The sequence below is a fragment of the Streptomyces sp. NPDC019531 genome (genome assembly GCF_044903305.1).
Taxonomy (GTDB): Bacteria; Actinomycetota; Actinomycetes; order Streptomycetales; family Streptomycetaceae; genus Streptomyces.
Genome location: NZ_JBJDQL010000003.1, coordinates 26373 through 51000 on the forward strand (window position 1 = coordinate 26373; position 24628 = coordinate 51000).

The following is a 24628-nucleotide window of genomic DNA, read 5'->3' on the forward strand; positions in this document are numbered from 1 at the left end:
CGGCTGCCCGTTCGCCCGGTCTACAGCCTGTCCTTGACGACCGTGTTGCGCAGTTCGCCGATGCCTTCGACCGTGGTGACGAGTTCCTGCCCGGGCCGCAGGAACACCTTCGGGTCGCGGCCTGCGCCCACCCCGCCCGGGGTGCCGGTGAGGATCAGGTCGCCGGGCAGCAGCGTGATGACGGTGCTGACGTAGGCGATGATCCCGGCCACGTCGAAGAGCAGGTCGGCGGTGCTGGACTTCTGCATGGTGTGGCCGTCGACGGCGCAGGAGATGGTCAACCCTGAGGCGCCGGGCGGTAGTTCGTCCGCGGTGACGAGCGCGGGCCCGACCGGGGTGGTGGCCTCGAACGTCTTGCCGGAGAGGAACTCACGGGTGCGGTGCTGCCAGTCCCGTACGGTGACGTCGTTCGCGACCGTGTAGCCGGCCACGAACTCCAGCGCCCTCTCGCGCGGCACATGGCGGCCGCGGTGTCCGACGACGACCCCCAACTCGGCCTCCCAGTCGAGGTCGTCGCTGACCGGCGGCATGTGGATGGCGTCGTGTGCGCCGATCAGGGAGCCGTCGTACTTGGCGAACAGGGTGGGGTGCACGGGGGTCGGGCGGCCCATCTCCCTGATGTGGGTGGCGTAGTTGAGGCCCAGGCAGATGATCTTGTTGGGGTGGGGGACGAGCGGGGCGAGCGATGCCTCGGCCAGGGGCAGGCGCTCGCCACCCGCGAAGGCCGCCCGTTCCTGCCAGTCGTCGCCGGCGGTGAGCAGTGCGCCGAGGTCGGGGTACGGCAGCAGGACGAGTTCTTCGCCTTCCTGCCGGGCGGCGGCGGTCTGGTCGTCGGTGACGCGGACGGTGCTGAGCCTCATCGGGGTACTCCCTGGGAGTCGGGCTGGAACTCGGGTTCGGCGACGGTGACGGTGGCCGTGAGGGGGCGGGCGGCGTAGTGCCGTAGCTCCGCGCCTGCGTACGCGGCGAGGGCAGGGGTGAAGACGGCACTCACCAGGCGGTCGGGACGTACGAGGACGAAGGATCCGGTCAGCCCGGCGAAGAGGGCGTCGAGGCGGCCGTCGGCGTCGGCGATCCCGGTCCGGCCGGCGCGGTCGCGCGCTGTGCGGTCGTCCAGGAAGACGTCCACGGCGGTCGCGTCCGGGAGGCCGGCCGGTGGGAGGGCGGCCCAGTCGGCGTCGGTCGTGCCGATGCCCAACAGGCTCCAGCCCTGCCCGAGGACGTCGTCGAGGCGGGTGAGGCGATGGTGCGGTCCGTGCAGCACCCGTGGCTGCGGCAGGGGTGTGCCGACCAGTTCACGGCCGGGGCCGTCGAGCGGGACGACGGCGCCCGTCCGTACGCGGGTGTCGGGCCGGTAGCGCATCTCGGTGAGGTAGCGGCGCCCCGGTGGGGTGCGCATGGCCGTGCGCACCAGCAGGTCGCGCAGCAGGGCCCGGGGGCGGCTGGTGGTCATCACGACGCGGCCGAGGCGGACGGACAGGTCGATCACGGCTCGGGCGTGCGGGCGCCGTTCGGTGTCGTAGGTGTCGAGGAGGGCGTCGTCCGCCCGGCCCGCCAGGACGTCGGCGAGCTTCCAGCACAGGTTGGCCGCGTCCCGGACACCGGAGTTGAGGCCCTGTCCGGCGAACGGCGGCATCATGTGCGCGGCGTCGCCGAGCAGGAAACAGCGGTCCTCGCGCAGCCGCTCGGCGAGCAGCGCGTGGAAGCTGTAGGCGACCGCGCGCTCCACCTGCTCGGGCGTGATCTCCCGGTACGGCGCGAGGAGCCCACGCACCAGGGCGAACGGGGGCGACGTGCCGGGTTCGCACTCGCCCGGCTCGAGACGGAACTCGTAGCGGCAGCGGCCGCCTTGGCCCGGGACGATGACGACGGGGCGGTCGGGGTCACCGTGGTGCATGCCGTAGCGCTGGTCGTGCGAGTCCTCGAAGGTGTCGATCACCAGCCACACGTCGGGGAAGCTGCGCCCGCGCATGGGGATGGACAGCAGGTCGCGTACGGTGCTGCGGCCGCCGTCGCAGCCGAGGACGTAGGAGACGTCCAGCTCCTCGACCGGCCCGTCCTCCCCGCCCGCCCGCAGCGATACGCGCACCCGGTCCGGATGCCGGCCGAGTGCCGTCAGCCGGGTGCCGAAGCGGACGTCCACGCCGGGAAGCAGGCGCAATTGCTCGCGGAGCACGCGCTCCAGGTCCGGCTGGGCGAAGGGGTTCTTGAAGGGGTGGCCGTAGCGCTGGTCGCCGGTGCCTCGGGCGTGCACGAGCGGCCGTCCGCCGACACCGAAGTACCGGGTCCCGGTGCCCGGTACGAGGATCGGGTACACCGCCTCGTCGAGGCCGCCGGCCGACTGCAGGGTGCGCAGCGACTCGTCGTCGAGGCTGATCGCCTTGGCGTCGTCGCTGGTGGTGGCGTTGCGTTCCACCAGCAGTACCCGTACGCCCCGTGAGCCCAGCAGATGGGCGGCCGTCAGCCCGGTCGGGCCGGCGCCGACGACCAGGACCTGGGGCGCCGCGGATGTCGTAGACACGGCGATTACTGGACCGGCTGGTAGGCCGGGCCGCCCTCGGTCAGCAGCCGCTCGACGTCGGCGAGCACGTCGGCCGGGGCCTGGTCGAGATTCAGGGTCTTGCGGAACGGCTGGCGTACCTCGCGCTCCAGCCGGAGGTAGACCTCGTTGCGGTTGCCCTCGGGGTCGAAGAAGTAGATCCCGATCGCGTTGCCGTGGGTGACCTCCTGCTGGACCTCGACGCCCTCGGCGCGGAACCGGTGGTGGAAGTCGATGACCGTCTCCAGCGAGTCCACCCGCCAGGACACCTGGTGGGTGAGCTTGGCCCCGGCAGGAGCGGTGCGGCCGCGCTGCAGCACGAACTCGTGGTGCTCCTCGTCGGGGCGCGCGGAGAGGAACACGATCCCCCGCTCCTCGTCCTCGTCGGTGACGGTCAGCCCCAGGACACGGGTGTAGAAGTCGCGCATCTTCTCCAGGTCGTCGACCCAGAAGCCGGTGTGGCCCAGTTCGGTGATCGCCATGCGGGTGTCTCCTTTTACAGGACATCAATCTCGCTTTACGGGACGCTAGGTGGCCCAGCCGCTGCCGTCAATCCGGCGTCAGGGCGGGAAAATACACACGCCCCGCCCCTTGACGCTTCAAGCATCTTCCGTGCAGCGTCCTGTCTTACGATACAAGCGTCCGGCTATACGGGACGCCGAGCCGCTACTGGAGGCAACCCATGGAGAGCCCGCCGTCGCTGGGCCGCGGCACCCTGATCGCCGCCTGTCTGGCCATCTGCGTGGCCCAGATCGGCATCCCGCTCGCGTCCCCGATCATCGGGGAGATCCAGCGGGACCTCGGGGCGTCGGCCGCCGCCCTGGCCTGGATCCCGGCCGCGTTCATCCTGCCGACGGCCATCCTGGAGCTGAACTTCGGCGTTCTCGGCGACCTCTTCGGACGCAAGCGCCTGCTCGTCCTCGGCGGACTGCTGATCACGGCCGGCTGTCTGGTCGTCGCCACCTCGGGCACGCTGACCCAGCTCATCGCCGGCCAGGTGGTCGCCGGACTCGGCGCCGCGGCGATCTTCCCGTCCTCGCTGGCGGTGATCGTCGCAGGCACACCCGAGCCCGCCGCCCGCGCGCGAGCCCTGTCGTACTGGGCCGTCAGCCTGGCCTTCGGCGCCATGATCGCCCCACTGATCAGCGGGTTCACCACCGAGCACGCCGACTGGCACTGGGCCTACGTACCGCTCGCGGTCCTCGGTCTGGTCACCACGGCCATCAGCGCCCTCCGGGTCACCGACTCCCGCCGGCCGGACGGACGCGGGCTCGACTGGCCCGGCCAGATCACCATCGCCGTCTCCCTGCTGGCGCTGCTCTACGCCGTCATCCAGGGCGCCAACGACGGCTACACGGCAGCGCACATCGTGCTCGCCTTCGTGGTGGCCCTCGCCGCCTTCGTGGGATTCCTCGTCGCGGAGCGCAGGTCGCGGGTGCCGATGCTGCGGCTGGAGCTCTTCCGGATCCCCTCCTTCGCCGCGGCCGCCGCGATCGGGCTGCTCGCCATGTTCGGCTTCATCGGCACCGCGTACGCGCTGAGCATCAAGCTGGGGCCCATCTACCACCTCTCACCGCTCCAGGCCGCTCTCCCCTTCGCCCTCATCCAGGCGATCCCGCTGCTCCTCACCCCCGTCCTGCCGAAGCTGCTGCAGCGTGTGCACCCCCGCTCGCTGCTCGTCGGCGGTCTGCTCTCCCTCGCCGCCGGTGAGATCTGGATGGCACTGCTGCCGGGCGACGCCACCGACCTGGCGTCGATGACCGGACCGATCCTGCTGCTGGGGGCCGGTTTCATCACCATGTTCTCCGCGCTGACCGCCGTGGCGGTCGGTGCCGTCGACATCCGTCACGCCGGCATGGCCAGCGCGGTCGCCAGCCTCGTCCGCGAGACCGGGCAGGCCCTGGGCCCCGCGATCGTCAGCGCCGTCGCGCTCGGCACGGCGAGCAGTGCGCTCGGCGCGAAGCTGGACACTGCCGGGCTTCCGGCCGCCGCCCTGCACACGGCCGACGCCGTCAACGCGCAGGGCGGAGCGATCGCGGTCGCCAGCGCCGATCTCGGCGAGTTGTCGCGCACTCTGGTCCCGCTCGCCCGCCAAACCCTCGAAACGAGCCTCGACCTGGGCCTGTACCTCTGCGCCGGCGCCAGCCTGGTCGCCGCGCTCATCGCCGTGCTCGCCCTGCGGCACAGCGCAGCCGCCGACGCGCCCGGGGGCCTGGGCAGCGAGGAAGCGGCCGACGCCTCCGTGGTGCACGCGGACACGGCCACCGCAGCGACCAAGGCCAAGGCGCTGCCCGGCCACTGACCCGCTGGACACGATGACTGACCTACTGGAACGGGACACCATGACGTTTTTGGACAGCAGCAGCTGGGAAGGCCGCATCTTCTCCGGCTCGGGCGAGTGGATCAGCGGCTCGGGCGAGGTGTACGACGCCGTCGAGCCCGCCACCGGCAAGACGCTGGGCCGCGTCGGCTCCGCGACACCCGCCGACGTGGACAGGGCGGTGGAGCGGGCGGTACGGGCCCAGCGGGAGTGGGCGGCACGGCCGTACTCGGACCGCGCCGCCGTGCTTCGCCGTGCCGCGCGGCTCTTCGAGGAGCACCAGCAGGAGATCGAGACCTGGCTGATGCGGGAGTCGGGCGCCATCCGGCCGTTCGCCGCCCTCCAGGTGACCAGCGGCGGGGCCGAGGAGTGCCACGAGGCCGCCGCCCTCGCCGGGGCACCCTACGGCGAGCTGCTGCGTTCCGGGCAGGAGCGGCTGTCGTTCGCCCGCCGGGTCCCGGTCGGAGTGGTCGGCGTCATCGCCCCCTTCAACGTGCCGATCGTCCTGGCCATGCGGGCCGTGGCCCCGGCGCTCGCTCTCGGCAACGCGGTCGTCCTCAAGCCGGACCCGCGCACCGCGATCAGCGGCGGTGTCGTCTTCGCCCGTGTCTTCGAGGAGGCGGGCCTGCCGCCGGGGCTGCTGCACGTCCTGCCCGGCGGCGCGGACACCGGAGCCGCCGTCGTCGAGCACCCGCGGGTCCCGGTCATCGCGTTCACCGGCTCCACCCGGGCCGGCCGCGCCATCGGCGTCGCCGCGGCGAAGCACCTGAAGCGGGTGCACCTGGAGCTGGGCGGCAACTCCGCGCTCATCGTCATGGACGACGTCGACCTGGAGAAGGCCGCCTCAGTCGGCGCCTGGGGTTCCTTCGTCCACGCCGGCCAGATCTGCATGGCCAGCAGCCGCCACCTGGTCCACGCCTCCGTCGCCGAGGAGTACTCCGCCCTGCTCGCCCGCCACGCCGACGCGCTCCCGGTCGGCGACCCGCTCGGCGAGAACGTCGCCGTCGGACCGCTCATCGACGCAGGGCAGCGCGACAACGTGCACCGCATCGTGAGCGAGACGGTCGAGGCAGGCGCCCGGGCTGTCGCGGGCGGCACCTACGAAGACCTCTTCTACCGGCCGACCGTGCTCACCGACGTCCCCCTCACCGCGCCCGCCTACGCCGACGAGATCTTCGGGCCGGTCGCACCCGTCGTACCCTTCCGGGACCTGGACGAGGCGGCCCGCCTGGCCGCGGGCACCCAGTACGGGCTGTCCCTGGGCATCCTCACCCGGGACGTCACGAAGGGCCTGGCCCTGGCGGAGCGCGTGCCCAGCGGCCTGGTCCACATCAACGACCAGACCGTCAACGACGAGCCGCTCATCCCCTTCGGCGGGGTCGGCGATTCCGGCACGGGCTCCCGTCACGGCGGCACCGCCGCCAACCTCGAAGCCTTCACCGAACAGCAATGGGTCACCGTACGCGGCGAACTCCCGCGCTACCCCTTCTGACGGCCGCCCCCGACAACTGACCTATGCGGAGAGTTCCATGCCCCCGGACCCCATCACCGTCGTCCCCCGTCAGACCGGCCAGGCCGCCTCCAAAGCCGCCCGGCCCACCGACAACAAGTTCCTGGGCGGCCCCTTCGCGCCCTGGACCGAGGAGAGCGAGGCGTACGACCTGGAGGTGGACGGCCAGATACCGGCCGACCTCGCGGGCGCGCTGTTCCGTGTCTCCTCCAACCCCCGCTTCCGGCCCCGCGACCCCGACCGCTACCACTGGTGGGAGGGCGACGGCATGGTGTGCGGCATCTACCTGCGCGACGGCCGGGCCGCCTACCGCACCCGCTGGGTCGAGACCGACTCGATGAAGGTCGAGGTGGCGGCCGGAGAGGCGCTCTACACCGGCTTCGTCAACGGCGGCACCCCCGGCCCGCTGCCCGAGGGTGCCCCGCCCGCAAAGAACCTCGCCAACATCAACGCGGGCCTCTTCGACGACCACCTGATCGTCTACTTCGAGGGCGGACTGCCGCACGCGCTGGACCCCGAGACCCTGAACACCCTGGGCACGTACGACTTCCACGGCGGCATCGACGTCCTGTGCACCGGCCACTACAAGACCGACCCGGACACCGGCGACCTGCTGTTCTTCGCCGCCACCGGGCCGACCGTCACCTGGTACCGCGCGGATGTGAAGACGGCCGAGATCATCGACTCGCACTCCTTCGACATCGGCGTGCCGGTCCTGATGCACGACTTCGCGGTGAGCGACACCTACGCGATCTTCTTCGTGACGCCCGCCCAGTTCCGGCTCGACCTGGTGGCGCGGAGCAGGCCCGGCGTGGTCTGGGACGAGAACTCCCTCGCACACGGGGTGCAGATCGTCCTGATGAACCGCCACACCCACGAGGTCACCTGGCACGAGCTCGGCGGCCACTGGGCCAACACCCACTTCTTCAACGCCTACGAGCAGGACGGCGAGCTGATCGTCGACGGCCACCGGATCAGCCGGCTCGGCACCCCGATCGACCGCCTCTCCACACCGCTGGGCTCCCACGAGTGGTTCCCCCCGGCCCTGCCCTGCCAATGGCGCGTCGACCTGGCCACCGGACGGGCCACGGAGAAGATGATCAGCGGCATCTTCGGCGAATTTCCCAAGATCAACGACGCCTACACGGGCCGGCCGACCCGCTACGGCTACTTCGTCACCACACGCGGCCTGGCCGACGACACCATGTCCGACGGACTGGCCCGCCACGACCACCTCCTCGACCGCACCACCGTCGTCGAAGGCCCGGACGGCCTGACCAGCCCCGGCGAACCGGTCTTCGTCCCCCGCGCGAACTCCGCCGCCGAGGACGACGGCTACCTGCTCTCCCTGTGGTGGAACCGCGCCACCGACCTCAGCGAACTGCTCATCCACGACGCCGCCGACCTGCGCCGTACCCCGCTGGCCCGGGTCAGGCTCCCCAGCCGGGTGCCCTTCGGCTTCCACGGCAGCTGGGCCGACCACGACACCCTGGACCGGGCCATCGCGGCCCGGCGCGGCGACGAGGAGTAGAGCCCGGCGCCCGACGTGGTCAGACCATGTAGCGCTGCCGGACGAGTCCGGCCTCCTGTGCCAGGTCGCCGGTGCCGCCCAGGACGATCACCTGGAAGGCCGCACCGACGAAGGCGGTGACGAAACGGGAGATCCTGCGAGTGCTGCGCATGATGCTTACCTGCCTGTTCGGATCGGTGGGCCGTGGCTTGAAACGTTCGACGGCATCGGCGGGCCGGGCCGGAGCCCGGCCCGCCGATGCCGTCAGGGTTACTTCACCGTGCGGTACGCCTGCCAGATGGTCTGCTTCAGGGTGTTGCCGTTCGCGTCCGTCAGAGTGACGCGCAGCGACACCGTGCCGGCCTTGGACGGGTGCCGGAGGCTGAGCTGCTTGCCGTGGCTGTCCACCGGGGCCTTCTTCCAGGTCCTTCCGTTGTCGTACGACACCTGGAAGGCGAGCGCACGGAGGTGGCCGGCCTTGCCCGCGCCCTGGACGGTGAAGGGCACCGCGAAGGTCGTACCGGCCTTGGCTGTGCCGGACAGCGACAGCTTCGGCGTGAAGCGGACGACCGACAGCGGCAGTTGCTTCGCGGTGCTCCCGGTGACATGCGCCGAGCGGAAGGTCCACTCGGCCGCGACGCGTGTGCTCGTCGGGAAGACCGCCGCGGAGCGGGAGACGTCGGTGCTGAGCCGGTACGTACGCGCCCCGGCCGGGAGGCTGTAGTAGTCCCCTGTCAGCGGGGTGTCGGTGGCGAAGATCTTGGTGCCGCCGGCGTAGAGGGAGCTGCGGGCCTTGGTGAAGTCCGAGGTGCCCACGTTGCCGTCGCCGTCGGAGAAGACCGGCACGAATGCCTGGAAGTCGTCGCCGAGGCGTGTCGCGCCGGGCTGGTCGTGGTCCTCGTTGAGGGCGCCGGAGGGAAGGACCGGGCCGAGGACGCCGGCGTTGAAGCGCACGAGGTGGTCCTTGCCGGCGGTGAAGGCCCTGGGCGCGGCGGTCTGGCCGGCGCGCCAGACGGGTTCGCCGTCGGTGCCCTTGGGGCCGTACTCCGTGGCGGCGTAGTGCCACTTGATGCCGTTGGGGAGCACGTAGTCGGTTCTGGTCATCGGCAGCTTGCCCTCGGTCGAGACGAAGGTCACCCAGCTCCCTCCGGCCACTCCGGGCACGATCGGGGCCACGATGACGCTGGCGGTGTCTCCCTTGGCGACCGGGCCGACCTGGATCTTGACCTTGGTGAGCTGGTTCTTCCGCACCTGCGTGGTGAAGCCCGACAGGTCGCCGGTATGCCTCCAGGCCGGTCGGTAGGTCACGGTCCCGTGTGTCCAGGTTCCGCTGTACTGCATGAATGCCTTGGCGGCGGGCACCTTGGCGCCGAGTTGTCCGAAGCGGACGGTGTCGAAGCTCTGGGTGATGTAGTTGGTGGTGTATTGGTCGCGGTTGCCGCCGAGGTCGACGCCGAGGCTGGCCACGGCTTCGGTGTTCTTCGCGGCGGCGTCGGGCACGCTGATCCGGACCGGCTTGGCCCGGCGGGCGTCCATGACCAGGGTGGTGTCCTTGGTCAGCGCGACCTCGGGCTGGAACAGCACCGCCGCGAAGGAGAAGTCCGGGCGGCGTATCCGGCCGTCCACGGTGTAACGCCCCTTCGGCAGCCGGATGGTGACCTTGCCGTCGGCCCCGGCGGCGAGGCCCTGGGTGAGCTCGGCGTCCCAGCCGTAGACATCGCTGTCGGCACTGGTGGCGGGCTTGCCGTTGAGGCCGACGTACTTGACGGTCAGGTTGTACGACTCGATCTCGCGGGTCACGCCGAGGGCGGTGCGTACGCTCGTGGAGCCGTCGGCGGAGGTCGCGGTCAGCGAGCCGCCGTACTCGCCGTCGGCTGTGCCGACGCGGGTGTCGGCGGTGACGGTGGCGGTCGCCTCGCCGCCGGCCGGGACGGTGAGCCGGTGCTGGGACACCGTGAACATGCCGTCGGGGGCGGGCTTTCCGTCCGGCCCGACGGCGTCGAAGGCCAGGTCGAGGGTGACCGGCCGGTCACCGGTGTTGTGGTAGGTGACCTGCTTGGTGACGGGCTTGTCGTCGGTGTGCGGCCACTGCTGGATGCCGAAACTCACCGTGGTCGGGGCGCTGCTGACCTGCTGCTTGATGGCTTTGGCGAGGTCGACGCGGCCGGCTCCCTGGGCGTAGGAGGAGGCACCGGGGGTCGGTTTGGTGGAGGCGGTGAGCGCGGCCTTGATCTGCGCGCCGGTCCAGTCGGGGTGCTCCTGGACGAGGATCGCGGCGGCTCCGGCGACGTGCGGGGTCGCCATCGACGTACCGCTCATCGAGACATAGCCGTCGGCGGCCGGATCGCCCATGTAGCCCTTGGCGGCCCTCGCGGCGACGATGTCCACGCCGGGTGCGGTGATGTCCGGCTTGAGGGTGCCGTCGGCGGTGGGGCCACGGCTGGAGAAGTCGGCCATGGCGTCCTGGCGGTCCACCGCGCCCACGGTGAGTGCGGCCTCGGCGCTGCCGGGTGAGCCGACGGTTGCCCGCTTGGAGCCGTCGTTGCCGGCGGCGATGACGAAGAGGGTGCCGGAGGAGGCGGACAGGTCGTCCACCGCCTGCTCGATGGGGTCGGTGCCCGGGGTGTCCTCGCCGCCCAGGCTCATGTTGACCACCTTGGCACCCTGGGCGACGGCCCACTGCATTCCGGCGATGGTGGCGGAATAGTCCCCTTCGCCATTGTCGCCGAGCACCTTGCCGACCAGCAGTCGGGCGCCGGGGGCGACCCCCTTGTACTTCCCGCCGGCCTTGGCTCCGGAGCCCGCGACGATCGACGCCACGTGCGTGCCGTGGCCCGCGCGGTCCACGACGTCGTCGGCCGCTCCCGACTCGCTGAAGTTCTTCTCCCCGTCGATACGGTCCTTCAGATCCGGGTGGGTGGCGTCGATGCCGGTGTCGAGCACGGCGATCTTGACGCCCTTGCCGTCGTACCCGGCGGCCCAGGCGGTCGGCGCGCCGATCTGCGGCACGCTCTTGTCGAGGCTGGCTTTGACCTTGCCGTCCAGCCAGATCTTCGTGACCTTCGAAGAGCTGGTCGCGGCGGACGAACGCGTCGGTGCGCCACTGCCGGTGAGGGTCCGCCAGAGCGCGGCGCCCCGCGACTTGGGGGCCCGCAGCGCGTCGCCGTTGATGACCGGCAGATCCCGGCTCACCCGGGCGCCGGAGGCCGAGAAGGTACTGGGGGCGAGGGGCTTGTCCTTGGCGTACTTCACGATCACCGGCAGGTCGGACCGCCTGGCGTCGTCGTAGTGCAGGGACGTCAGCTCCGTGACGTCGAACAGCCGCCGGTCGGCCTTGCCGCTCGCGATCAGTGCCGAGGCGTCCTGCGGTATGACGTAGGTGTGTCCTCTGGCCTGCTGGATGCGGAACGTCGTCCCCTCGCGGCCCTTGGCGGGCGTGACACCGGTGACCTTGCCGGCGGCGTCCAGGGTGACCCGGTCGCCGGTGATCAGGGTGAGGGTTCTCGAAGTCCCGGTCGGTGCGGGGGTGTTGTTCGTCGCCTGGCTCGCCGCCTGGGCCGTCGGCGCTGCCTGAGCCGTACCGCCGGTGGCCGCCGCGGTGACGAGCAGGGCGGCCGCGACGGCACCGCCCGTCAGCTGTTTTCTGTGTTTCCTGTTCGGCTTCAACTCGGGTCCTTCCCGATGGTCGTAAGGGAGTCGGCGGCCCGGCACGCGGACAGCGGGCGCGGGCAGCACGAAGGCACGGCTCGGCAACCGCGGGGCGGTATGCGGCCGGGGGTGAGGTTCTGAAGGTGGTTGCTCTGGAGGCGGGTGTCCTGGCGATACGTCAGATGACGGGCTTACGGCCCCAGACGAAGATGAACGCGATGACCGCGGCGGTCAGGGCCAGCAGGACGGATGCGCCGAACCACTGCATGGAGGCCATCTGGGAGGCGGGGAGGTAGTCGACCCGCCAGCCCACGATGCCCTGCTTGTCCAGACAGGCCTGCTCCGCCTTCTCCGTGGCCCCGCCGGCGCAGGTGGCCCAGCCGTAGAGCTTCCCGGAGGCGGTGGTGAACCAGGTGTCCAGTTCGACGGCACCGCTGGGCACGCTCGGGGGGCTGGAGTTCAGGACGCCCGCGTGGGTGGTCAGGCTGATGGGGTTGCCGAGTTGCAGCCGGAAGTACGACCAGGCGATCTGCACGGCGACCGCGAAGCCGAAGGTGACGACCATGGAGAGCAGGGTGCGGCGCAGCACCATGCCGATCGCGATACCGCCGACCAGGGTGAACACGGTGAGCGCGGTCAGCACAGGACCGGTGTTGTCGAAGGCGGGGCCTTCGGCCCACGACATGAATTCAGGGCGGTCCTTCATCGGTGACCACCACCAGCCGAACATCTGGGAGAGGACGACCGTGCCCAGGAAGACCACCAGGACGGTGACGCCGAGCTTGGTGATGATCCACCGCATGCGGCTCACGGACTGCGAGGTGACCAGTTTGGCGGTGCCGTTCTCCAGGTCGCCGGCGATGAGCGGGGCGCCGACGAAGACACCGATCAGGATGGGGAGGAAACCGAGGGCGTAACCGGTCATCGTTATCGCGCCCTTGCCGACGCTCGTGTACCAGTTCTCCGACTTCGGATGCGGCCACCCGAGGGCATGGAGGGTGTCCATCATCCCCATGCGCTGGTAGACCATCCAGCCGGCGGCGACGACCGTACCGGCGATGAGGGTCCAGAACGTGGCCCGGTGCTGGCGCCAGACCAGCCAGTTGAGACCGGTGAGGCGCAGGCCGCGGCCGGTGACGGCCGAGGAGGTCCGGGTGCTCGTCATGGTGGTCATGCCGCCGCCTTCGCGAGGTTCCAGTCGCTGACCTGGGATTCGGTGGTGATCAGGGGTGGTACGTGGGGGGAGCGCAGATAGGCGAGCAGGAGTTCCTCCAGGGGAGGGGTCTCGGCCTGCCAGACACCGTCGACCGGTCCGGCCGGGCGCACCAGCGCGGTGATCCGGTATCCGTCAGCGCGGGAGTCCACGACGGTGTGACGGGCGAGAGCGGCCTGCGCACCGGCAGGGCCGGTCCCCTGGAAGGTGCCGGTCAACCGGACGTGGGCGGCGCGCAGTTCGTCCACCCCACCGGCCAGCCGCAGGCCGCCGTCGGAGATGACGAGCAGGTGGTCGCAGACGTTCTCCAGCTCGGCGAGCATGTGGGTCGACATCAGCACGGTGGTGCCGTGCGCGGCGGCCTCGGCCATCAGGGCGCCCATGAGTTCATGGCGCACCAGCGGGTCGAGGTCGGACATCGGCTCGTCGAGCATCAGCAGGGCGGGACGCTTGCCGAAGGCGAGGGCGAAGGCGACGCGGGTGCGCTGCCCGCCGGACAGGGTGCCGATCTTCGCCTCCAAGGGCACATTGCCCGCCCGGACGATGTTCTCGGCGGCCCGCTGGTCCCAGCCGGGGTTCAGCTCACGCCCCAGACGCAGCGTCTCGGCCACGGTGAAGCGCCGGTAGAGCGGCTTCTCCTGGGCGAGGAACGCGGTGCGGCCCTGGGCCTCCTGGGAGCCGGGGGCCGCGCCGAACACCCGTACGCTGCCGGTGGTCGGGACGAGGAGGTCGGCCGCCATGCCCATCAGCGTCGTCTTTCCGGCACCGTTGGGACCCACCAGACCGCAGATCCGGCCGGCGGGCAGTCGGAAGGAGCAGTCCTTCAGGGCCCATCCCCGACGGTGCTTCTTTCCCACGCCGTACGCCTCGATCGCGGCCCCTTCCCCGCCACGCCGCCTGCCGTTGCCGGCCGCCGGACCCGTGCCAAGAAAGGTCGTCGCGTCATCGCTCCGGCCGCTGTTCACACTGCTCACCTCTGTTCCTCATTCCTCACTCATCGTGTTTCCGACGGCCGCCGTGCTCCCGGCGTACCGCTTCTCCGGTCCGGTCACTTCCTGGGGCGGGCCTCGCCGGGGCAGGCCGGGATTTCGCGGCCTGCCCTGGGGAAGGGTCGTTCGACCGCCGGCCTCTCGGGCCAGGGCGGTGTCCAGGTCGTGTCAGCCGGCCTGTGACGGGGTCTGCTTCATGTCGTCGACGACGGTCCGGTTGGTGATCGCGCTCGTGTAGAGCACCGTGCCGGGCTTGATCAGAACCCCTTCGCTGGTCTCCTTCCGTACCTGGACGATGCGCTCGCCGAGGAAGACATGGGTCTGCTTGTCGAAGATCCATTCCTCGCGCGCGCCGCTGGTCTCGTCGAGCCGGGCCACCGCCACGCCGTGCCGGCCGACCGCGTCCACGGCGTCGTTCACGACGACGACGCCCGGGATCTTCTCGGCGGTCTTGAACAGCGCCGGGTAGAGATCCGCCGGCGAGTAGCTCTCGGCGAGCAGGTCGCCGATCGTCTCGAACGCCTCCTGGTCCGGAGAGTTGCCGTGCCCCTTCGTCTCCTTGTAGATCTTGGCCAGGAGTTCGTCGGGGTCAGTGGTGAGCTTGGCGAGGTAGTCGTACGACGGAGCGTTCAGGTACGCCTTTCGCGTGTTGCCCAGCTCGTCGGGCAGGCTCAGGGTCTCGCCCTCGGAGCTGTCGTTGACCGCGGGGTCGATCAGCCAGCCCTTGGTGCCGTCCGGGGACATCCACACCTGCCGGCGGTGCAGTGCGTGGCTGGCCAGGCTGCTCTTGTCATTGACGGTCTTCACGAAGGTCTCGGCCGTCTTCGACTCGATGTAGATGTACTGGCCGGGCTTGACGTCCGGCTCGGACACGTCGGCCGCCGCCAGCGAGATCTGGTCGAGCAGCTGGGGCACGCCCTTCGTGGTGGCGGCGCCGACCTGCGTGGTCAGGGCCGGTCCGGTGGCGACGCCGCCGTCCTTGCCCCCGCCGGTGTTGCCCGACATCGCGACCCCTCCGACGACGACGCCGGCCAGGGCGGCCGCCAGGGCGGGCAGCGCGATCGCCGGGCGCGCCAGCCGGAACCGTCGTACCTTCGCGGGGGTCGCCTTCGCGATGCGCTCTTCCCGCTGCATGTCGTGGATCTGGGCCATCAGTTGCTCCCTGTGGAACTGGTGACGGCCCGACGGCAGGTCACGTGCCGTGCCGGACAGGAGCTCTGCGCTCTCATCCCGCTCTGCCGGGTTCTGCCGGGAGGTGTTCGCGTTCATCGGTTTCCTTCCTGTGCGGGCCGTGTCGCGTTTGCGTGGTCGTCTCTTGTCTGTCTGGCGGGACGACCGCCTTCCCGATTTCCGCGAACTTTTCTGCCCGGCCCTCCGGTTGCCGGGCGGGTCGCTTCGGCGACAGGGCGCCGCTCTGCGGCCTCGGCCAGCGCACGCAGCTTCTTGCGGGCCCGGGAGAGCCGCGATGCCACCGTTCCGACCGGGATCCCCAGTGCCTCGGCCGCGGCCTCGTACTCCAGGCCCTCCCCCAGGCAGAGCGTGATGACCTCACGCTCCGGCCTGCGCAGCGCGGCGAGCGCGGTCAGGGCCGTCGCGAGCCGTTGCCGGTCGTCGACCCGGTCGGCCACTTCGTCGGCGTGGTCGGCCACCGACAGCTCGGCCGCCGCGGCGGCGTTGGCCGCGGCCCGGTAGCGCCGGTTGCTCCGGTACTGGTTGCGGGCCGTGTTGGTGGCGATGCCCAGCAGCCAGGGCCGCAGGGAGCCGCCCTCCGGATCGACCCGGTCGCGAAGCTTCCACGCCTCCAGGAAGGTCGCCGCCATCACGTCCTCGGCCACCGACCAGTCGGCGGTCAGCCGGAAGGCATGGTTGTAGACCGCGCGGGAGTAACTGTCGAAGAGCTCGGCGAACGCGCTCGATTCCCCGGCCCGTACCCGGGTTCGCATATGAGTGCTCACCTCAATGAGCTGTCCGGCACCCGGCACCGGCTTCCCGTGATCTGCGTCACGCTCGATCTCCATGAGCACCTCTGTCTCAGCCCCTGCGATGCCGGTGTGTTCAGACCGTGTGGCGACGCCGGACGACTCCGGCCTCCTGTGCCAGGTCGCCGGTGCCGCCCAGGACGATCACCTGGAAGGCCGCACCGACGAAGGCGGTGACGAAACGGGAGATCCCGCGAGTGCTGCGCATGATGCTTACCTGCCTGTTCGGATCGGTGGGCTGCTGTTCCTCGGTCGCGTTTCCGGGCATCACCAGCTGACGGCGTCGTCCATCGACTGCTGCCAGTACGTCACCTTGAGCGAGTCGTCGACGTAGACGCCCTTCGCCGGCAGTGCCGGGCTCGCCCCCTTGCCGACGCTTCCGCTGAGGGAGCGGCCCTGGAAGTAGCCGGTCAGGGACGTGGCGGTGTAGCTGTTCGCAGCGCTGCCGTCGGTGGCGGACAGGTTCACGGAGGCATAGCCGGCCTGACCCGGTTCGAGCGTGACGACCGCCTGCGGCTGGGAGTCCTTGATGACCGGGGGGACTGACTGGGACTCCCCGAAGCGGACGGCCGGGTAGCCGTACAGGAAACAGGTCCTGCTGCCGGTGTTGGTCACCGTGAGCAGCATGTGGTTCACGGGACGGGTCAGCGGGGCCGCGACCGCCTTGGTGTTCGACCCCTCACAGGTGACCGGGGTGGTGGAGGCGGCGGGTGCCTTGGCGGCGGGGGTGCGCGTGACGGTCGTAGAACCGGTGGCGGCGGAGTCCGCACCGGCGGAAGCCGAGGAGCCCGTGGCGCCCGGGCTGGAGGAGTCCGAGGAGTCCGAGGAGTCCGACAGGGCCGTGGTGCCCGGCGCATTGGAGGCCGCGGCCGTGGAAGAGGCCGTGGAGGAGGGTCTCTTGGTCGCCGCGGCACCCTCGTCCTGGGTGCCTGTTCCGTCGTTGCACGCGGTCAGGGAGAGCGCGGCGAGTACGGCGGTCGCGGCGCCGACGAGACGGGTGCGGGAGGTGCGGAGGTCGGACATGTGAGGGATCCCCTTCGGAGTTCGGGTGAGGTGGTGGTTGGATGACCGAAGCTTGTGAGGTGATCCGTCCCAGCCGCCACGCATGGCGGGCGATCGGGGACACTGAAACGGCGAAACACGCTCTGGCCAGGGAGAACGCACGGGCCCTGGAACGCGCGACGGGAACACCGGGGCATGGAGGAACGAGTGTCGGAGGCAATAGGGGCCGGGGAGACGGAGGTCTTTGCACGGCAGTTGCGTGAGCTCAAGGACCGCTCGGGGCTCAGCTACGGGACGTTGGCCAAGCGGCTGCACATGAGTACGTCGACGCTGCACCGCTACTGCAACGGCACCGCCGTACCGAACGAGTACGCCCCCGTGGAACGCCTCGCGAGGCTGTGCCGGGCAACGCCGGAAGAGCTGGTGGAGCTGCACCGCCGCTGGATCCTGGCGGACGCGGCACGGGGACGCAGGGGGGAACAGGCGGCCGCGCCGACGAGTTCGACGCAGGGATCCGGCTCGGACGGTGCGTCTGCTGTGGCTGACGCGCCGGCATCGAACGAAGGGGACGGCGACAGTGACGGCGACGGCGCCCCGGTTGTCGTCGCCGTCACCCACCCGCACATGCCGTCACGCCCGCGCCCTGGTCGTCGTACCGTGCTGATCGCCTCCGTCGCGGTGGCCGCGGTGCTGGGAGCCGTGGCGCTCGCCATACTTCTGCCGGCCAGCGAGGACGACACGGGGGGCCGCCAGGAGGCCGGCGCCGCAGCCTCGATCACCGGCACGCCGGAGTCCGGGAAGCCCTCCGCCACCCCGACCCCGAGCGGAAAGACAGACCAGCCGTCCGCGCCCGCGACGGCCGCCCCCTCGCAGGACAACGGCAAGCACAAGACGGCGGAGCCCACCACCGCCAACCCCGCCTCCACCGCCGTCCCGCTCACCGTCGGCACCCGTCCCTACGTCTACGTCAACCCGTGCAGCCAGCGCTTCCTCGTCGACAGCGAACCCGAGCAGGTCGGCCCGCCCGCCGCCGAGCAGGACGCCCCGCGCTGGGCCGCCGCGTACGGCGCGGTCTCCTCGGACGAACAGCGGGTCGCTCTCACCGTGCAGGGCACCGACGAGGAGACCGTCGTCCTGGAGGCGTTGCACGTACGCGTCCGCGCCAAGGGCGCACCGCTCGCCTGGAACGACTACTCGATGGGCAACGGCTGCGGCGGCGGCGTCGACACCAAGTCGTTCGACGTCGACCTCGACAACGGCAGCCCCACGGTCACCGTCAAGAACGGCCAGCGCGACTTCCCGTACAAGGTCAGCGAGTCCGACCCGGAGGTCTTCTACGTCACCGCCCACACCAAGGCCCACGACGTCCGCTGGGACCTCACCCTGGACTGGTCCAGCGGCAGCCGCCACGGCACCGTCCACATCGACAACGACGGCACCCCGTTCCGCACCAGCGCCGACGTGGGCCGCCCGGGCTACGACTACCAGCTGAGCAGCGGCGAGTGGAGCAAGCGGTTCGGCGGCTGAGCCGGACGGCGAGAGCGCCCGCGTGCCGGTGCCCCGTGGTCAGCGGCGCTCGGCCCGCGTGTACATCGCCTTGGCCGTGGCGCCCAGCACGGGACCGTACATCTTGGTCGGCTGCATCGAGTCGAGCGCGCTGTTGACCGAGACCAGCACACCCTTCCCCGTCGTGGCGTTGAAGTCGGCCAGCCACGGGCCACCGCTGGAGCCGCCGGTCATGTCGCAGGGGATGACCTGCGTGCCGTGCTCCTTCTTCGCCGTACCGACGCAGCGCAGGAGTTCCTCACCGCGCTGCGGGTGGGTGGCGGGGTAGCCGAAGGCGGAGACGGTGCCGCCGACCGCGCGGTTGAAGGCGATGGCCTGGCCGCCCACGACGTCGGTGAGCTTGCGGCCGGACTTGTCGGTGTCCACGACGAGCGCGGAAACGTCGTCGGTGGAGTCCTCCTCCCAGCTGCGCGGGGTCAGGACGTCGCGGACCGCGAAGACGCCGTAGGGCTTGCTGCCCTTGTTGTAGGCGGGGACGAAGACCATCGTGCTGCTGGTGTTGGCGGGTGAGGAGCCGCGGCGCACGCAGTGTCCCGCGGTCATCACGACGGAGCGGTTGGCGCTCTTCACGGCGGTGGCCGTGCACCAGGTGTCGGAGCCCCCGGAGTTGACGAAGAACAGCCGTCCCACGGTGTTCATCCGGGTGCCCCGCCATGGTTTGGCCTTCGGTCCGGTGGGGCCGAGGTCGACGGACCGGCCTACGGCCTTGATACGGGCCGGGGTCCAGTAGGCGAGGGCATCACGGCGTTCCTTGGCGGCGTACGTCATGAGGGACACCGGGTTCGCCGTGGCGGCGGGGGAGACGGGGGCGGCCGCCGCCGTCGCCGGGGCCGGGACGGCGACCGCGAGGGCCATCGCGGCACCGGCGAGCAGCGTGACGACCGAAGTGGGCTTGGCAGGCATGACGGGCATGGCGGAATCTTTCTGTAGCTGGCCGGGCAACGCAGAGGACCGCCTTGTGCAGGCGGTCCCGCGTGCGGGAGGTGTCACTCGTCGGTGCCGCCGTCGCCGGGGATCGCGTCGGAGGGCGAGGTGTGCCAGTTGGTGACGATGGGCTTGTCGACGGTGATGGTGCCGGTCTTCAGGGAGATGGGGTTGGGGTCGTTGTTGCTGGCGCTGACGATGATGCTGGTCAGTTCCTTGCCGTAGTTGTTGTTGGTGGTCTTGGGGTTCACGCCGGCGTAGGCGGTGGTGGAGCCGCTGAGGGTCAGGTCATCGCCGACGACCTGTTCGGCGTTGCTCGCCTCGGTGCCGTCCGAGCCGAAGGCGACGACGGGAAGGCTGCCGGACAGGACGCAGGTGATGCCGGGCTTGGCCTTGGCCATGATGAGGATGTAGCCGCCGGCCTGGGTCTCGGAGCGGGTGCTCCAGTTGAGGTCGTTGGTGCCGCAGCTCTGTCCGTAGCCGCTCTTGTCGCCGCTGCTGCTGCCGCCGGAGGAGGACTTGGCGGTGGAGGAGGACTTGGAGGTGGAGCCGGACGACGAGCCACCAGTGGACGTGCCCTTGTCCCCCGTGCCGCCGGTGGCGTCGGCCGTGCCGGTGTCCTTGGCGTTCGGGCTGCTCTCGGCCGAAACGCTGGAGGCGTCGCCCGTGGAGGCGGGGGACGCATCGTCGGTCAGGCCGTTGCAGGCGGTGAGCGACAGGGCGGCCAGGAGGGTGGTCGCTGCCAGGGCGGTGGTGCGGATGCGGTTCGTGCGCATGGGTGTTCTTCCCCGTTCACAGATCTGTTCCCTGGGATCCGGACGGCCCGGATCCGCTGCTGGACAACAGCGTGCGGTGGCCGCCCGGAAGAAGGCAATGATCTTCAACAGAGACGGGACGATGGAACAGAGAAACACCCTTTGACCTGCGGGAACGATACTGCCCTGGAACGCCGTTCCGGGACGCCCACGGCCCGGAGGGACACCGTCCGGAAGCACCACCGCACATGTTCGAGGTCGAGATCTGCTTGCCGCCGACCACTTGCTGGCAGATGTGACCTTCCTCGCGTCGGCATGGCTTCGGAGCGTTCGTCGCCGGGTCGTCCGCCGAGGCGGGTCGCGGTGGCGCAGACCCCGTCGGACGAGGTCACAGGGCTGTGGACGGAAGCGCGCGACAGGAAGGCTCTGGCCACGGTGAGCAATATCTGTACTCGTGGAAAGAGAAATAGACGCGGGGCACAGCGAGTATTCCCCGACCGCCGGTCGGGCTGAAATCATCGACCGCACACGGCCGATCGCAGCGTGCTACTGTCGAGCTCAGTTGCAGGTGTGGTTGCCAGAAGGTTCATTTCCGACGGGTTAATCAGCACGGCGACAAGGAATTCACACAGGGTGAATTCCTGAAACCGTCTCCGAAGGAGAAATGACATGGCTACTGGCACCGTGAAGTGGTTCAACTCTGAAAAGGGCTTCGGCTTCATCGAGCAGGACGGCGGCGGCCCCGACGTCTTCGCCCACTACTCCAACATCGCCTCCCAGGGCTTCCGCGAGCTCCAGGAAGGCCAGAAGGTGTCCTTCGACATCGCGCAGGGCCAGAAGGGCCCGACGGCCGAGAACATCGTTCCCGCCTGACACCGGCGCCAACGCGCATACTTCGCAGCTGGGTCCCGCACCTTGGGGTGCGGGACCCGGCTCGCCGCGTTTCCAGGCGCGGCCCACATCGATCTGGCTCGTTCTCGCGATTCTCTGCGCCGCTCGTCTGCTGCGGGAATTCCTTGCTACGCGCCCGTATCAAGGAGAGTTCTGAATGAATCGCAGGCGTACCAGCAGCACCCATGACCGCCGCGGTGGAGGCACTGCCTCCAACCGCAGTGCCGCCGGCCGCACGGGCAACGGTCGCACCGGCGCCGACCGCATCGGCGCTCCGCGCCGTTCCAAGTCCTCCGGCAAGCGACCGGCCGTGCAGGGCGAGTTCGCGCCGCCGAAGACGATCACGCCCGCGCTGCCCCCCGTCGAGTCGTTCGCCGATCTCGCCATGCCCGCGCAGCTGTTGGCCACGCTCGGCCGCGAAGGCGTGACCGTACCGTTCCCGATCCAGGGGGCGACCCTGCCGAACTCCCTGGCCGGTCGTGACGTACTCGGCCGTGGCCGCACCGGCTCCGGCAAGACCCTCGCCTTCGGCCTCGCCGCACTCGCCCGTACGGCGGGACGGCGGGCCGAGCCGCGGCAGCCGCTCGTCCTCGTCCTCGTCCCCACCCGCGAGCTCGCCCAGCAGGTCACCGACGCGCTCACGCCGTACGCCCGTTCCCTGAGCCTGCGGCTCGCCACCGTCGTCGGCGGGATGTCCATCGGCAGGCAGGCCGGTGCGCTGCGCGCCGGGGCCGAGGTGGTCGTCGCGACGCCCGGGCGGCTCAAGGACCTCATCGAGCGGGGCGACTGCCGACTGGACGAGGTCGGCATCACGGTCCTCGACGAGGCCGACCAGATGGCCGACATGGGCTTCATGCCCCAGGTCACCGCCCTGCTCGACCAGGTGCGTCCCGGGGGGCAGCGGATGCTCTTCTCGGCCACCCTGGACCGCAACGTCGACCGGCTGGTGCGGAACTACCTGCACGACCCCGTCGTCCACTCGGTCGACCCCTCCGCCGGCGCGGTCACCACGATGGAGCACCACATTCTCCATGTGCACGATGCCGACAAGCACCGGACGACCACCGAGATCGCGGCCCGCGACGGCCGGGTGATCATGTTCCTCGACACCAAGCACGCGGTGGACCGGCTGACCAAGCACCTGCTGAGCAGCGGTGTCCGGGCCGCGGCCCTGCACGGCGGCAAGTCCCAGCCGCAGCGCACCCGGACCCTGGCCCAGTTCAAGACCGGGCATGTGACGGTCCTGGTGGCGACCAACGTCGCGGCGCGCGGTATCCATGTCGACGACCTCGACCTGGTCGTCAACGTGGATCCGCCCACCGACCACAAGGACTACCTGCACCGCGGCGGTCGTACGGCCCGTGCCGGCGAGTCCGGCAGCGTCGTGACCCTGGTGACGCCCGACCAGCGTCGCGAGATGAGCCGGCTGATGGCCACGGCGGGCATCACCCCCCAGATCGCCCAGGTGCGGTCGGGGGAGGCCGAGTTGAGCCGTATCACCGGCGCGCAGGCCCCTTCCGGGGTCCCGGTCGTCATCACCGCGCCGGAGGCGGAGCGTCCCCGCGCGAGCTCTTCCTCGCCGTCCCGCGGCCGTCGCGGGCGCCGGGGCCAGGGCAGCCAGCCCGGCGGCGGCCAGGGCCGGCCCGCCGGTGAAGCGGCGCGGCGCAGGGGGCAGCGACGGACCGGCTCCGGATCCGGCTCGGCTGCCTGAACCGCGACCAGAGACCCATCGAGGGCCCTGCCGACGTACGTCGGCAGGGCCCTCTCTCTCGTGGACACGGTCGAGTGAGACCCGGCGGACACGAGCTGCCGGGCAGCGGAAACAGAAGGTCGGCGCAGCGCGAGGGCCGACAGATGGTGTTGAATTCCCTCCGGGGCCCCGGTGCCGTACGGCATCCGGGCCCTTCGACGCGTTGCACTACGAGGTGACATGGCAGCAGACAATCCGCTCAGCGATCGACTGGACGACGACGACTACCCCGCGTACACGATGGGCCGGGCCGCCGAAATGCTCGGCACCACCCCCGCGTTCCTCCGGGCCCTCGGCGAGGCTCGTCTGATCACCCCGTTGCGCTCGGAGGGCGGACATCGCCGGTACTCCCGCTATCAACTGCGGATCGCCGCTCGCGCCCGCGAACTCGTCGACAAGGGAACCCCGATCGAGGCTGCCTGCCGCATCGTCATCCTTGAGGACCAGCTTGAGGAAGCTCAGCGCATCAACGCCGAGTACCGCCGTGCGGCGAACGCGGCGTCCGAGAGGTCCGGTCCCGGTTCGAACTGACCGTCAGACGCGGGCCGTACGCTCGCGCAGGCGTCGTCGCCTCACCGAATGCGCCCCTCGGCGGTGTTCTTCAGATCACGCAGCCATGCTTCGAGGCCCGCGCCCAGTGCCTCGGTCGTGGTGGGGACGTCCGTTTCGACCTGGGCACCGGTCCAGGCCTCCTCGGTGTGGACCCGCACTCCGCCCCTGACCTTGCTGAAGGTCCACAGGTGGACGCCCTCGTCGATGCGCAGTCCGTCCCCGATCGCGGGTCCGCTCCACAGAATGCACCGGTGGTGCTGGAGCTCCCGGACGGTGGAGGTGATGGTGAGCACCGACCCTCACCGGTCGGTAGTGGCCTGTGAAACAGGAACACAAGGCGGTACCCCTAAGAGGCACGGACCGGAATCTCCTGCCCTCGGGCAGGAGAGGGCGGGCGTCAAGGGTTCAGGACGACCTTGCCGGCGACGGTGCCGGACTCGGCCAGCCGCAGGGCTTCGGCGGCGCGGGTGAGGGGCAGCCGGGCGGCGATCCTGGCGCTGACCTCTCCGCGCTGGAGGGCGGTGAAGACCTGGGTGAGGTCGGCGCGGAGCCGGGACCGGAAGCGGTCCTTGGCCAGGGCCCGGCCGGCCCAGATGTTGAAGAAGTACGCGCGGCGGCGGTTGGGCAGGGCGTTCCACCACCACACCCGGCCGAGCAGCTTCAGCACGGGCCACTGCTTGGAGCCCTCGTCGTCCCGGGTGGCGGCGCTGCCGTACGAGACGAGGGTGCCGCCGGGAGCGAGCAGGTGCCAGGAGTCGACGATGCCGCGGCCGCCGACGTGGTCGAAGACGGCGTCCACCCCGCCGGGGGCGAGCGCGCGGACCCGCGCCGTGATGTCGTCGGTGCGGTAGTCGACGGGGGTGACGCCCATGTCCCGCAGGGCGTCGTGGTGACGTACCGACGCCGTGCCGATCACGTGGGCGCCGGCGGCCCGGGCGAGCTGGACCAGGACCGAGCCGACACCGCCGTTGGCACCGTGGACCAGGACCGTCTGGCCCGCCCGGACGCGGGCCTTGCGGTGCAGCATCTGCCACGCGGTGATGCCGTTGACGACGAGGGTCTCCGCCTCCGCGGCACCGATCCCGTCGGGCACCGGCACCACGTCCGCCGCGTCGACGAGCACATGGCTGGCCCAGCCGCCCACCTTGAGCAGCGCGGCCACCCGGGTGCCGGCCAGGTCCGGCTCGACGCCCTCGCCGGTCGACTGCACGGTGCCGACGAGGTCGTATCCGGGCACGAAGGGGAACGCCGGCTGGTCGTAGTAGCGGCCGCGGCGCATCTGCTGCTCGGCGAAGGAGACGCCGGTCGCCTCCATCCGGATCACCACCTGGCCGGGGCCCGCGGCGGGGACGGCTCCGTGCCGGATCCGCAGTCCCTCCGGTTCGACCTTGCCCGGCAGGACGACCTCGACGAGTCCTTCGGTGTTCATGGCGACAACCTCCGCAGAGTCAGTGGGTTAGGCGGCTTCGCGTTCGTTAGA

Annotated in this window: 21 protein-coding genes and 1 pseudogene; 7 read left to right on the plus strand and 15 right to left on the minus strand. The window is 70.7% G+C overall.

The features are described 5' to 3' along the window. Nucleotides 1-20: 20 nt before the first annotated feature. From ACI2L1_RS04335 to ACI2L1_RS04345, 3 genes are read right to left on the minus strand one after another with little or no spacing between them, the layout of a single operon-like run. The gene (locus tag ACI2L1_RS04335) at nt 21-860 is read right to left on the minus strand and encodes a fumarylacetoacetate hydrolase family protein (protein WP_404737789.1); all 840 of its coding nucleotides are present in this window, start codon (nt 858-860) and stop codon (nt 21-23) included. Beyond that, nucleotides 857-2521, minus strand: a complete 1665-nt coding sequence (locus tag ACI2L1_RS04340) for a bifunctional 3-(3-hydroxy-phenyl)propionate/3-hydroxycinnamic acid hydroxylase (RefSeq protein ID WP_404737790.1) — start codon at nt 2519-2521, stop codon at nt 857-859. Before ACI2L1_RS04340 ends, ACI2L1_RS04335 begins: the two co-directional genes overlap by 4 nt. 5 nt (nt 2522-2526) lie before the next feature. After that, nucleotides 2527-3021, minus strand: coding sequence for a VOC family protein (locus ACI2L1_RS04345; RefSeq protein ID WP_404737791.1), 495 nt, complete (start codon nt 3019-3021; stop codon nt 2527-2529). 200 nt (nt 3022-3221) lie between these two features. Here ACI2L1_RS04345 and ACI2L1_RS04350 point away from each other — a divergent pair, with 200 nt between their 5' ends. Genes ACI2L1_RS04350 through ACI2L1_RS04360 form a run of 3 tightly spaced genes read left to right on the plus strand, consistent with a single transcriptional unit; the run spans nt 3222 to nt 7900 of the window. Beyond that, on the plus strand, nt 3222-4841 hold the full coding sequence (locus ACI2L1_RS04350) for an MFS transporter (RefSeq protein ID WP_404737792.1): 1620 nt from the start codon (nt 3222-3224) through the stop codon (nt 4839-4841). Between the two features lie 40 nt (nt 4842-4881). Then, entirely contained in the window at nt 4882-6351 is a 1470-nt protein-coding gene (locus ACI2L1_RS04355) for a benzaldehyde dehydrogenase (protein ID WP_404738111.1), read from the plus strand. Nucleotides 6352-6388: 37 nt separating this feature from the next. Further along, a complete protein-coding gene (locus tag ACI2L1_RS04360) occupies nt 6389-7900 on the plus strand; it encodes a carotenoid oxygenase family protein (protein ID WP_404737793.1) in 1512 nt (503 codons plus the stop codon). 19 nt (nt 7901-7919) lie between these two features. Here ACI2L1_RS04360 and ACI2L1_RS04365 read toward each other — a convergent pair whose 3' ends face one another. The 8 genes from ACI2L1_RS04365 to ACI2L1_RS04400 all read right to left on the minus strand — a co-directional run bounded on the left by ACI2L1_RS04365 (nt 7920) and on the right by ACI2L1_RS04400 (nt 16731). Next, complete coding sequence (locus tag ACI2L1_RS04365) at nt 7920-8051, minus strand: hypothetical protein (protein ID WP_404737794.1); 132 nt, start codon at nt 8049-8051, stop codon at nt 7920-7922. Nucleotides 8052-8149: 98 nt separating this feature from the next. After that, nucleotides 8150-11545, minus strand: a complete 3396-nt coding sequence (locus tag ACI2L1_RS04370; RefSeq protein ID WP_404737795.1) for a S8 family peptidase — start codon at nt 11543-11545, stop codon at nt 8150-8152. 160 nt (nt 11546-11705) lie between these two features. Continuing rightward, nucleotides 11706-12701, minus strand: coding sequence for an ABC transporter (locus tag ACI2L1_RS04375; protein WP_404737796.1), 996 nt, complete (start codon nt 12699-12701; stop codon nt 11706-11708). Further along, nucleotides 12698-13612, minus strand: a complete 915-nt coding sequence (locus tag ACI2L1_RS04380) for an ABC transporter ATP-binding protein (protein WP_404738112.1) — start codon at nt 13610-13612, stop codon at nt 12698-12700. The genes ACI2L1_RS04375 and ACI2L1_RS04380 overlap by 4 nt, the downstream gene beginning before the upstream one ends. 285 nt (nt 13613-13897) lie before the next feature. Next, nucleotides 13898-14998, minus strand: coding sequence for a CU044_5270 family protein (locus ACI2L1_RS04385; protein ID WP_404737797.1), 1101 nt, complete (start codon nt 14996-14998; stop codon nt 13898-13900). Beyond that, nucleotides 14995-15672 (minus strand): RNA polymerase sigma factor, encoded by a 678-nt coding sequence (locus ACI2L1_RS04390; RefSeq protein WP_404738113.1) that lies wholly within the window; start codon nt 15670-15672, stop codon nt 14995-14997. The genes ACI2L1_RS04385 and ACI2L1_RS04390 overlap by 4 nt, the downstream gene beginning before the upstream one ends. A 112-nt stretch (nt 15673-15784) precedes the next feature. After that, nucleotides 15785-15916, minus strand: coding sequence for a hypothetical protein (locus ACI2L1_RS04395; RefSeq protein ID WP_404737798.1), 132 nt, complete (start codon nt 15914-15916; stop codon nt 15785-15787). Between the two features lie 59 nt (nt 15917-15975). Beyond that, the gene (locus ACI2L1_RS04400) at nt 15976-16731 is read right to left on the minus strand and encodes a DUF4232 domain-containing protein (RefSeq protein WP_404737799.1); all 756 of its coding nucleotides are present in this window, start codon (nt 16729-16731) and stop codon (nt 15976-15978) included. Between the two features lie 174 nt (nt 16732-16905). On the opposite strand from ACI2L1_RS04400, the gene ACI2L1_RS04405 reads away from it, so the two are divergent. After that, entirely contained in the window at nt 16906-18237 is a 1332-nt protein-coding gene (locus ACI2L1_RS04405; protein WP_404737800.1) for a helix-turn-helix domain-containing protein, read from the plus strand. Between the two features lie 39 nt (nt 18238-18276). Here ACI2L1_RS04405 and ACI2L1_RS04410 read toward each other — a convergent pair whose 3' ends face one another. Both ACI2L1_RS04410 and ACI2L1_RS04415 read right to left on the minus strand, forming a co-directional pair. Further along, complete coding sequence (locus tag ACI2L1_RS04410; RefSeq protein WP_404737801.1) at nt 18277-19188, minus strand: trypsin-like serine peptidase; 912 nt, start codon at nt 19186-19188, stop codon at nt 18277-18279. A gap of 74 nt (nt 19189-19262) precedes the next feature. Further along, a complete protein-coding gene (locus ACI2L1_RS04415; protein ID WP_404737802.1) occupies nt 19263-19976 on the minus strand; it encodes a DUF4232 domain-containing protein in 714 nt (237 codons plus the stop codon). 648 nt (nt 19977-20624) lie between these two features. On the opposite strand from ACI2L1_RS04415, the gene ACI2L1_RS04420 reads away from it, so the two are divergent. The 3 genes from ACI2L1_RS04420 to ACI2L1_RS04430 all read left to right on the plus strand — a co-directional run bounded on the left by ACI2L1_RS04420 (nt 20625) and on the right by ACI2L1_RS04430 (nt 23127). After that, entirely contained in the window at nt 20625-20828 is a 204-nt protein-coding gene (locus tag ACI2L1_RS04420) for a cold-shock protein (protein ID WP_404737803.1), read from the plus strand. A 175-nt stretch (nt 20829-21003) separates the two neighbouring features. Continuing rightward, nucleotides 21004-22557 (plus strand): DEAD/DEAH box helicase, encoded by a 1554-nt coding sequence (locus ACI2L1_RS04425; protein ID WP_404737804.1) that lies wholly within the window; start codon nt 21004-21006, stop codon nt 22555-22557. A 219-nt stretch (nt 22558-22776) separates the two neighbouring features. Further along, a complete protein-coding gene (locus tag ACI2L1_RS04430; RefSeq protein ID WP_404737805.1) occupies nt 22777-23127 on the plus strand; it encodes a helix-turn-helix domain-containing protein in 351 nt (116 codons plus the stop codon). Nucleotides 23128-23168: 41 nt separating this feature from the next. Here ACI2L1_RS04430 and ACI2L1_RS04435 read toward each other — a convergent pair. Beyond that, nucleotides 23169-23444 (minus strand): annotated as a pseudogene (locus ACI2L1_RS04435) (hypothetical protein); the annotation flags it as partial. Between the two features lie 101 nt (nt 23445-23545). Then, complete coding sequence (locus tag ACI2L1_RS04440; protein ID WP_404737806.1) at nt 23546-24577, minus strand: medium chain dehydrogenase/reductase family protein; 1032 nt, start codon at nt 24575-24577, stop codon at nt 23546-23548. Nucleotides 24578-24628: the final 51 nt, after the last annotated feature.

Bases quoted from the DNA above. Each gene is read 5' to 3' on its own strand.
- ACI2L1_RS04335 (WP_404737789.1), bottom strand. From the start codon at position 860: ATGAGGCTCAGCACCGTCCGCGTCACCGACGACCAGACCGCCGCCGCC.
- ACI2L1_RS04355 (WP_404738111.1), top strand. From the start codon at position 4,882: ATGACGTTTTTGGACAGCAGCAGCTGGGAAGGCCGCATCTTCTCCGGC.
- ACI2L1_RS04365 (WP_404737794.1), bottom strand. From the start codon at position 8,051: ATGCGCAGCACTCGCAGGATCTCCCGTTTCGTCACCGCCTTCGTCGGT.
- ACI2L1_RS04345 (WP_404737791.1), bottom strand. From the start codon at position 3,021: ATGGCGATCACCGAACTGGGCCACACCGGCTTCTGGGTCGACGACCTG.
- ACI2L1_RS04415 (WP_404737802.1), bottom strand. From the start codon at position 19,976: ATGCGCACGAACCGCATCCGCACCACCGCCCTGGCAGCGACCACCCTC.
- ACI2L1_RS04395 (WP_404737798.1), bottom strand. From the start codon at position 15,916: ATGCGCAGCACTCGCGGGATCTCCCGTTTCGTCACCGCCTTCGTCGGT.
- ACI2L1_RS04410 (WP_404737801.1), bottom strand. From the start codon at position 19,188: ATGCCCGTCATGCCTGCCAAGCCCACTTCGGTCGTCACGCTGCTCGCC.
- ACI2L1_RS04440 (WP_404737806.1), bottom strand. From the start codon at position 24,577: ATGAACACCGAAGGACTCGTCGAGGTCGTCCTGCCGGGCAAGGTCGAA.
- ACI2L1_RS04375 (WP_404737796.1), bottom strand. From the start codon at position 12,701: ATGACCACCATGACGAGCACCCGGACCTCCTCGGCCGTCACCGGCCGC.
- ACI2L1_RS04385 (WP_404737797.1), bottom strand. From the start codon at position 14,998: ATGAACGCGAACACCTCCCGGCAGAACCCGGCAGAGCGGGATGAGAGC.
- ACI2L1_RS04420 (WP_404737803.1), top strand. From the start codon at position 20,625: ATGGCTACTGGCACCGTGAAGTGGTTCAACTCTGAAAAGGGCTTCGGC.
- ACI2L1_RS04400 (WP_404737799.1), bottom strand. From the start codon at position 16,731: ATGTCCGACCTCCGCACCTCCCGCACCCGTCTCGTCGGCGCCGCGACC.
- ACI2L1_RS04350 (WP_404737792.1), top strand. From the start codon at position 3,222: ATGGAGAGCCCGCCGTCGCTGGGCCGCGGCACCCTGATCGCCGCCTGT.
- ACI2L1_RS04360 (WP_404737793.1), top strand. From the start codon at position 6,389: ATGCCCCCGGACCCCATCACCGTCGTCCCCCGTCAGACCGGCCAGGCC.
- ACI2L1_RS04405 (WP_404737800.1), top strand. From the start codon at position 16,906: ATGGAGGAACGAGTGTCGGAGGCAATAGGGGCCGGGGAGACGGAGGTC.
- ACI2L1_RS04425 (WP_404737804.1), top strand. From the start codon at position 21,004: ATGAATCGCAGGCGTACCAGCAGCACCCATGACCGCCGCGGTGGAGGC.
- ACI2L1_RS04390 (WP_404738113.1), bottom strand. From the start codon at position 15,672: ATGCGAACCCGGGTACGGGCCGGGGAATCGAGCGCGTTCGCCGAGCTC.
- ACI2L1_RS04430 (WP_404737805.1), top strand. From the start codon at position 22,777: ATGGCAGCAGACAATCCGCTCAGCGATCGACTGGACGACGACGACTAC.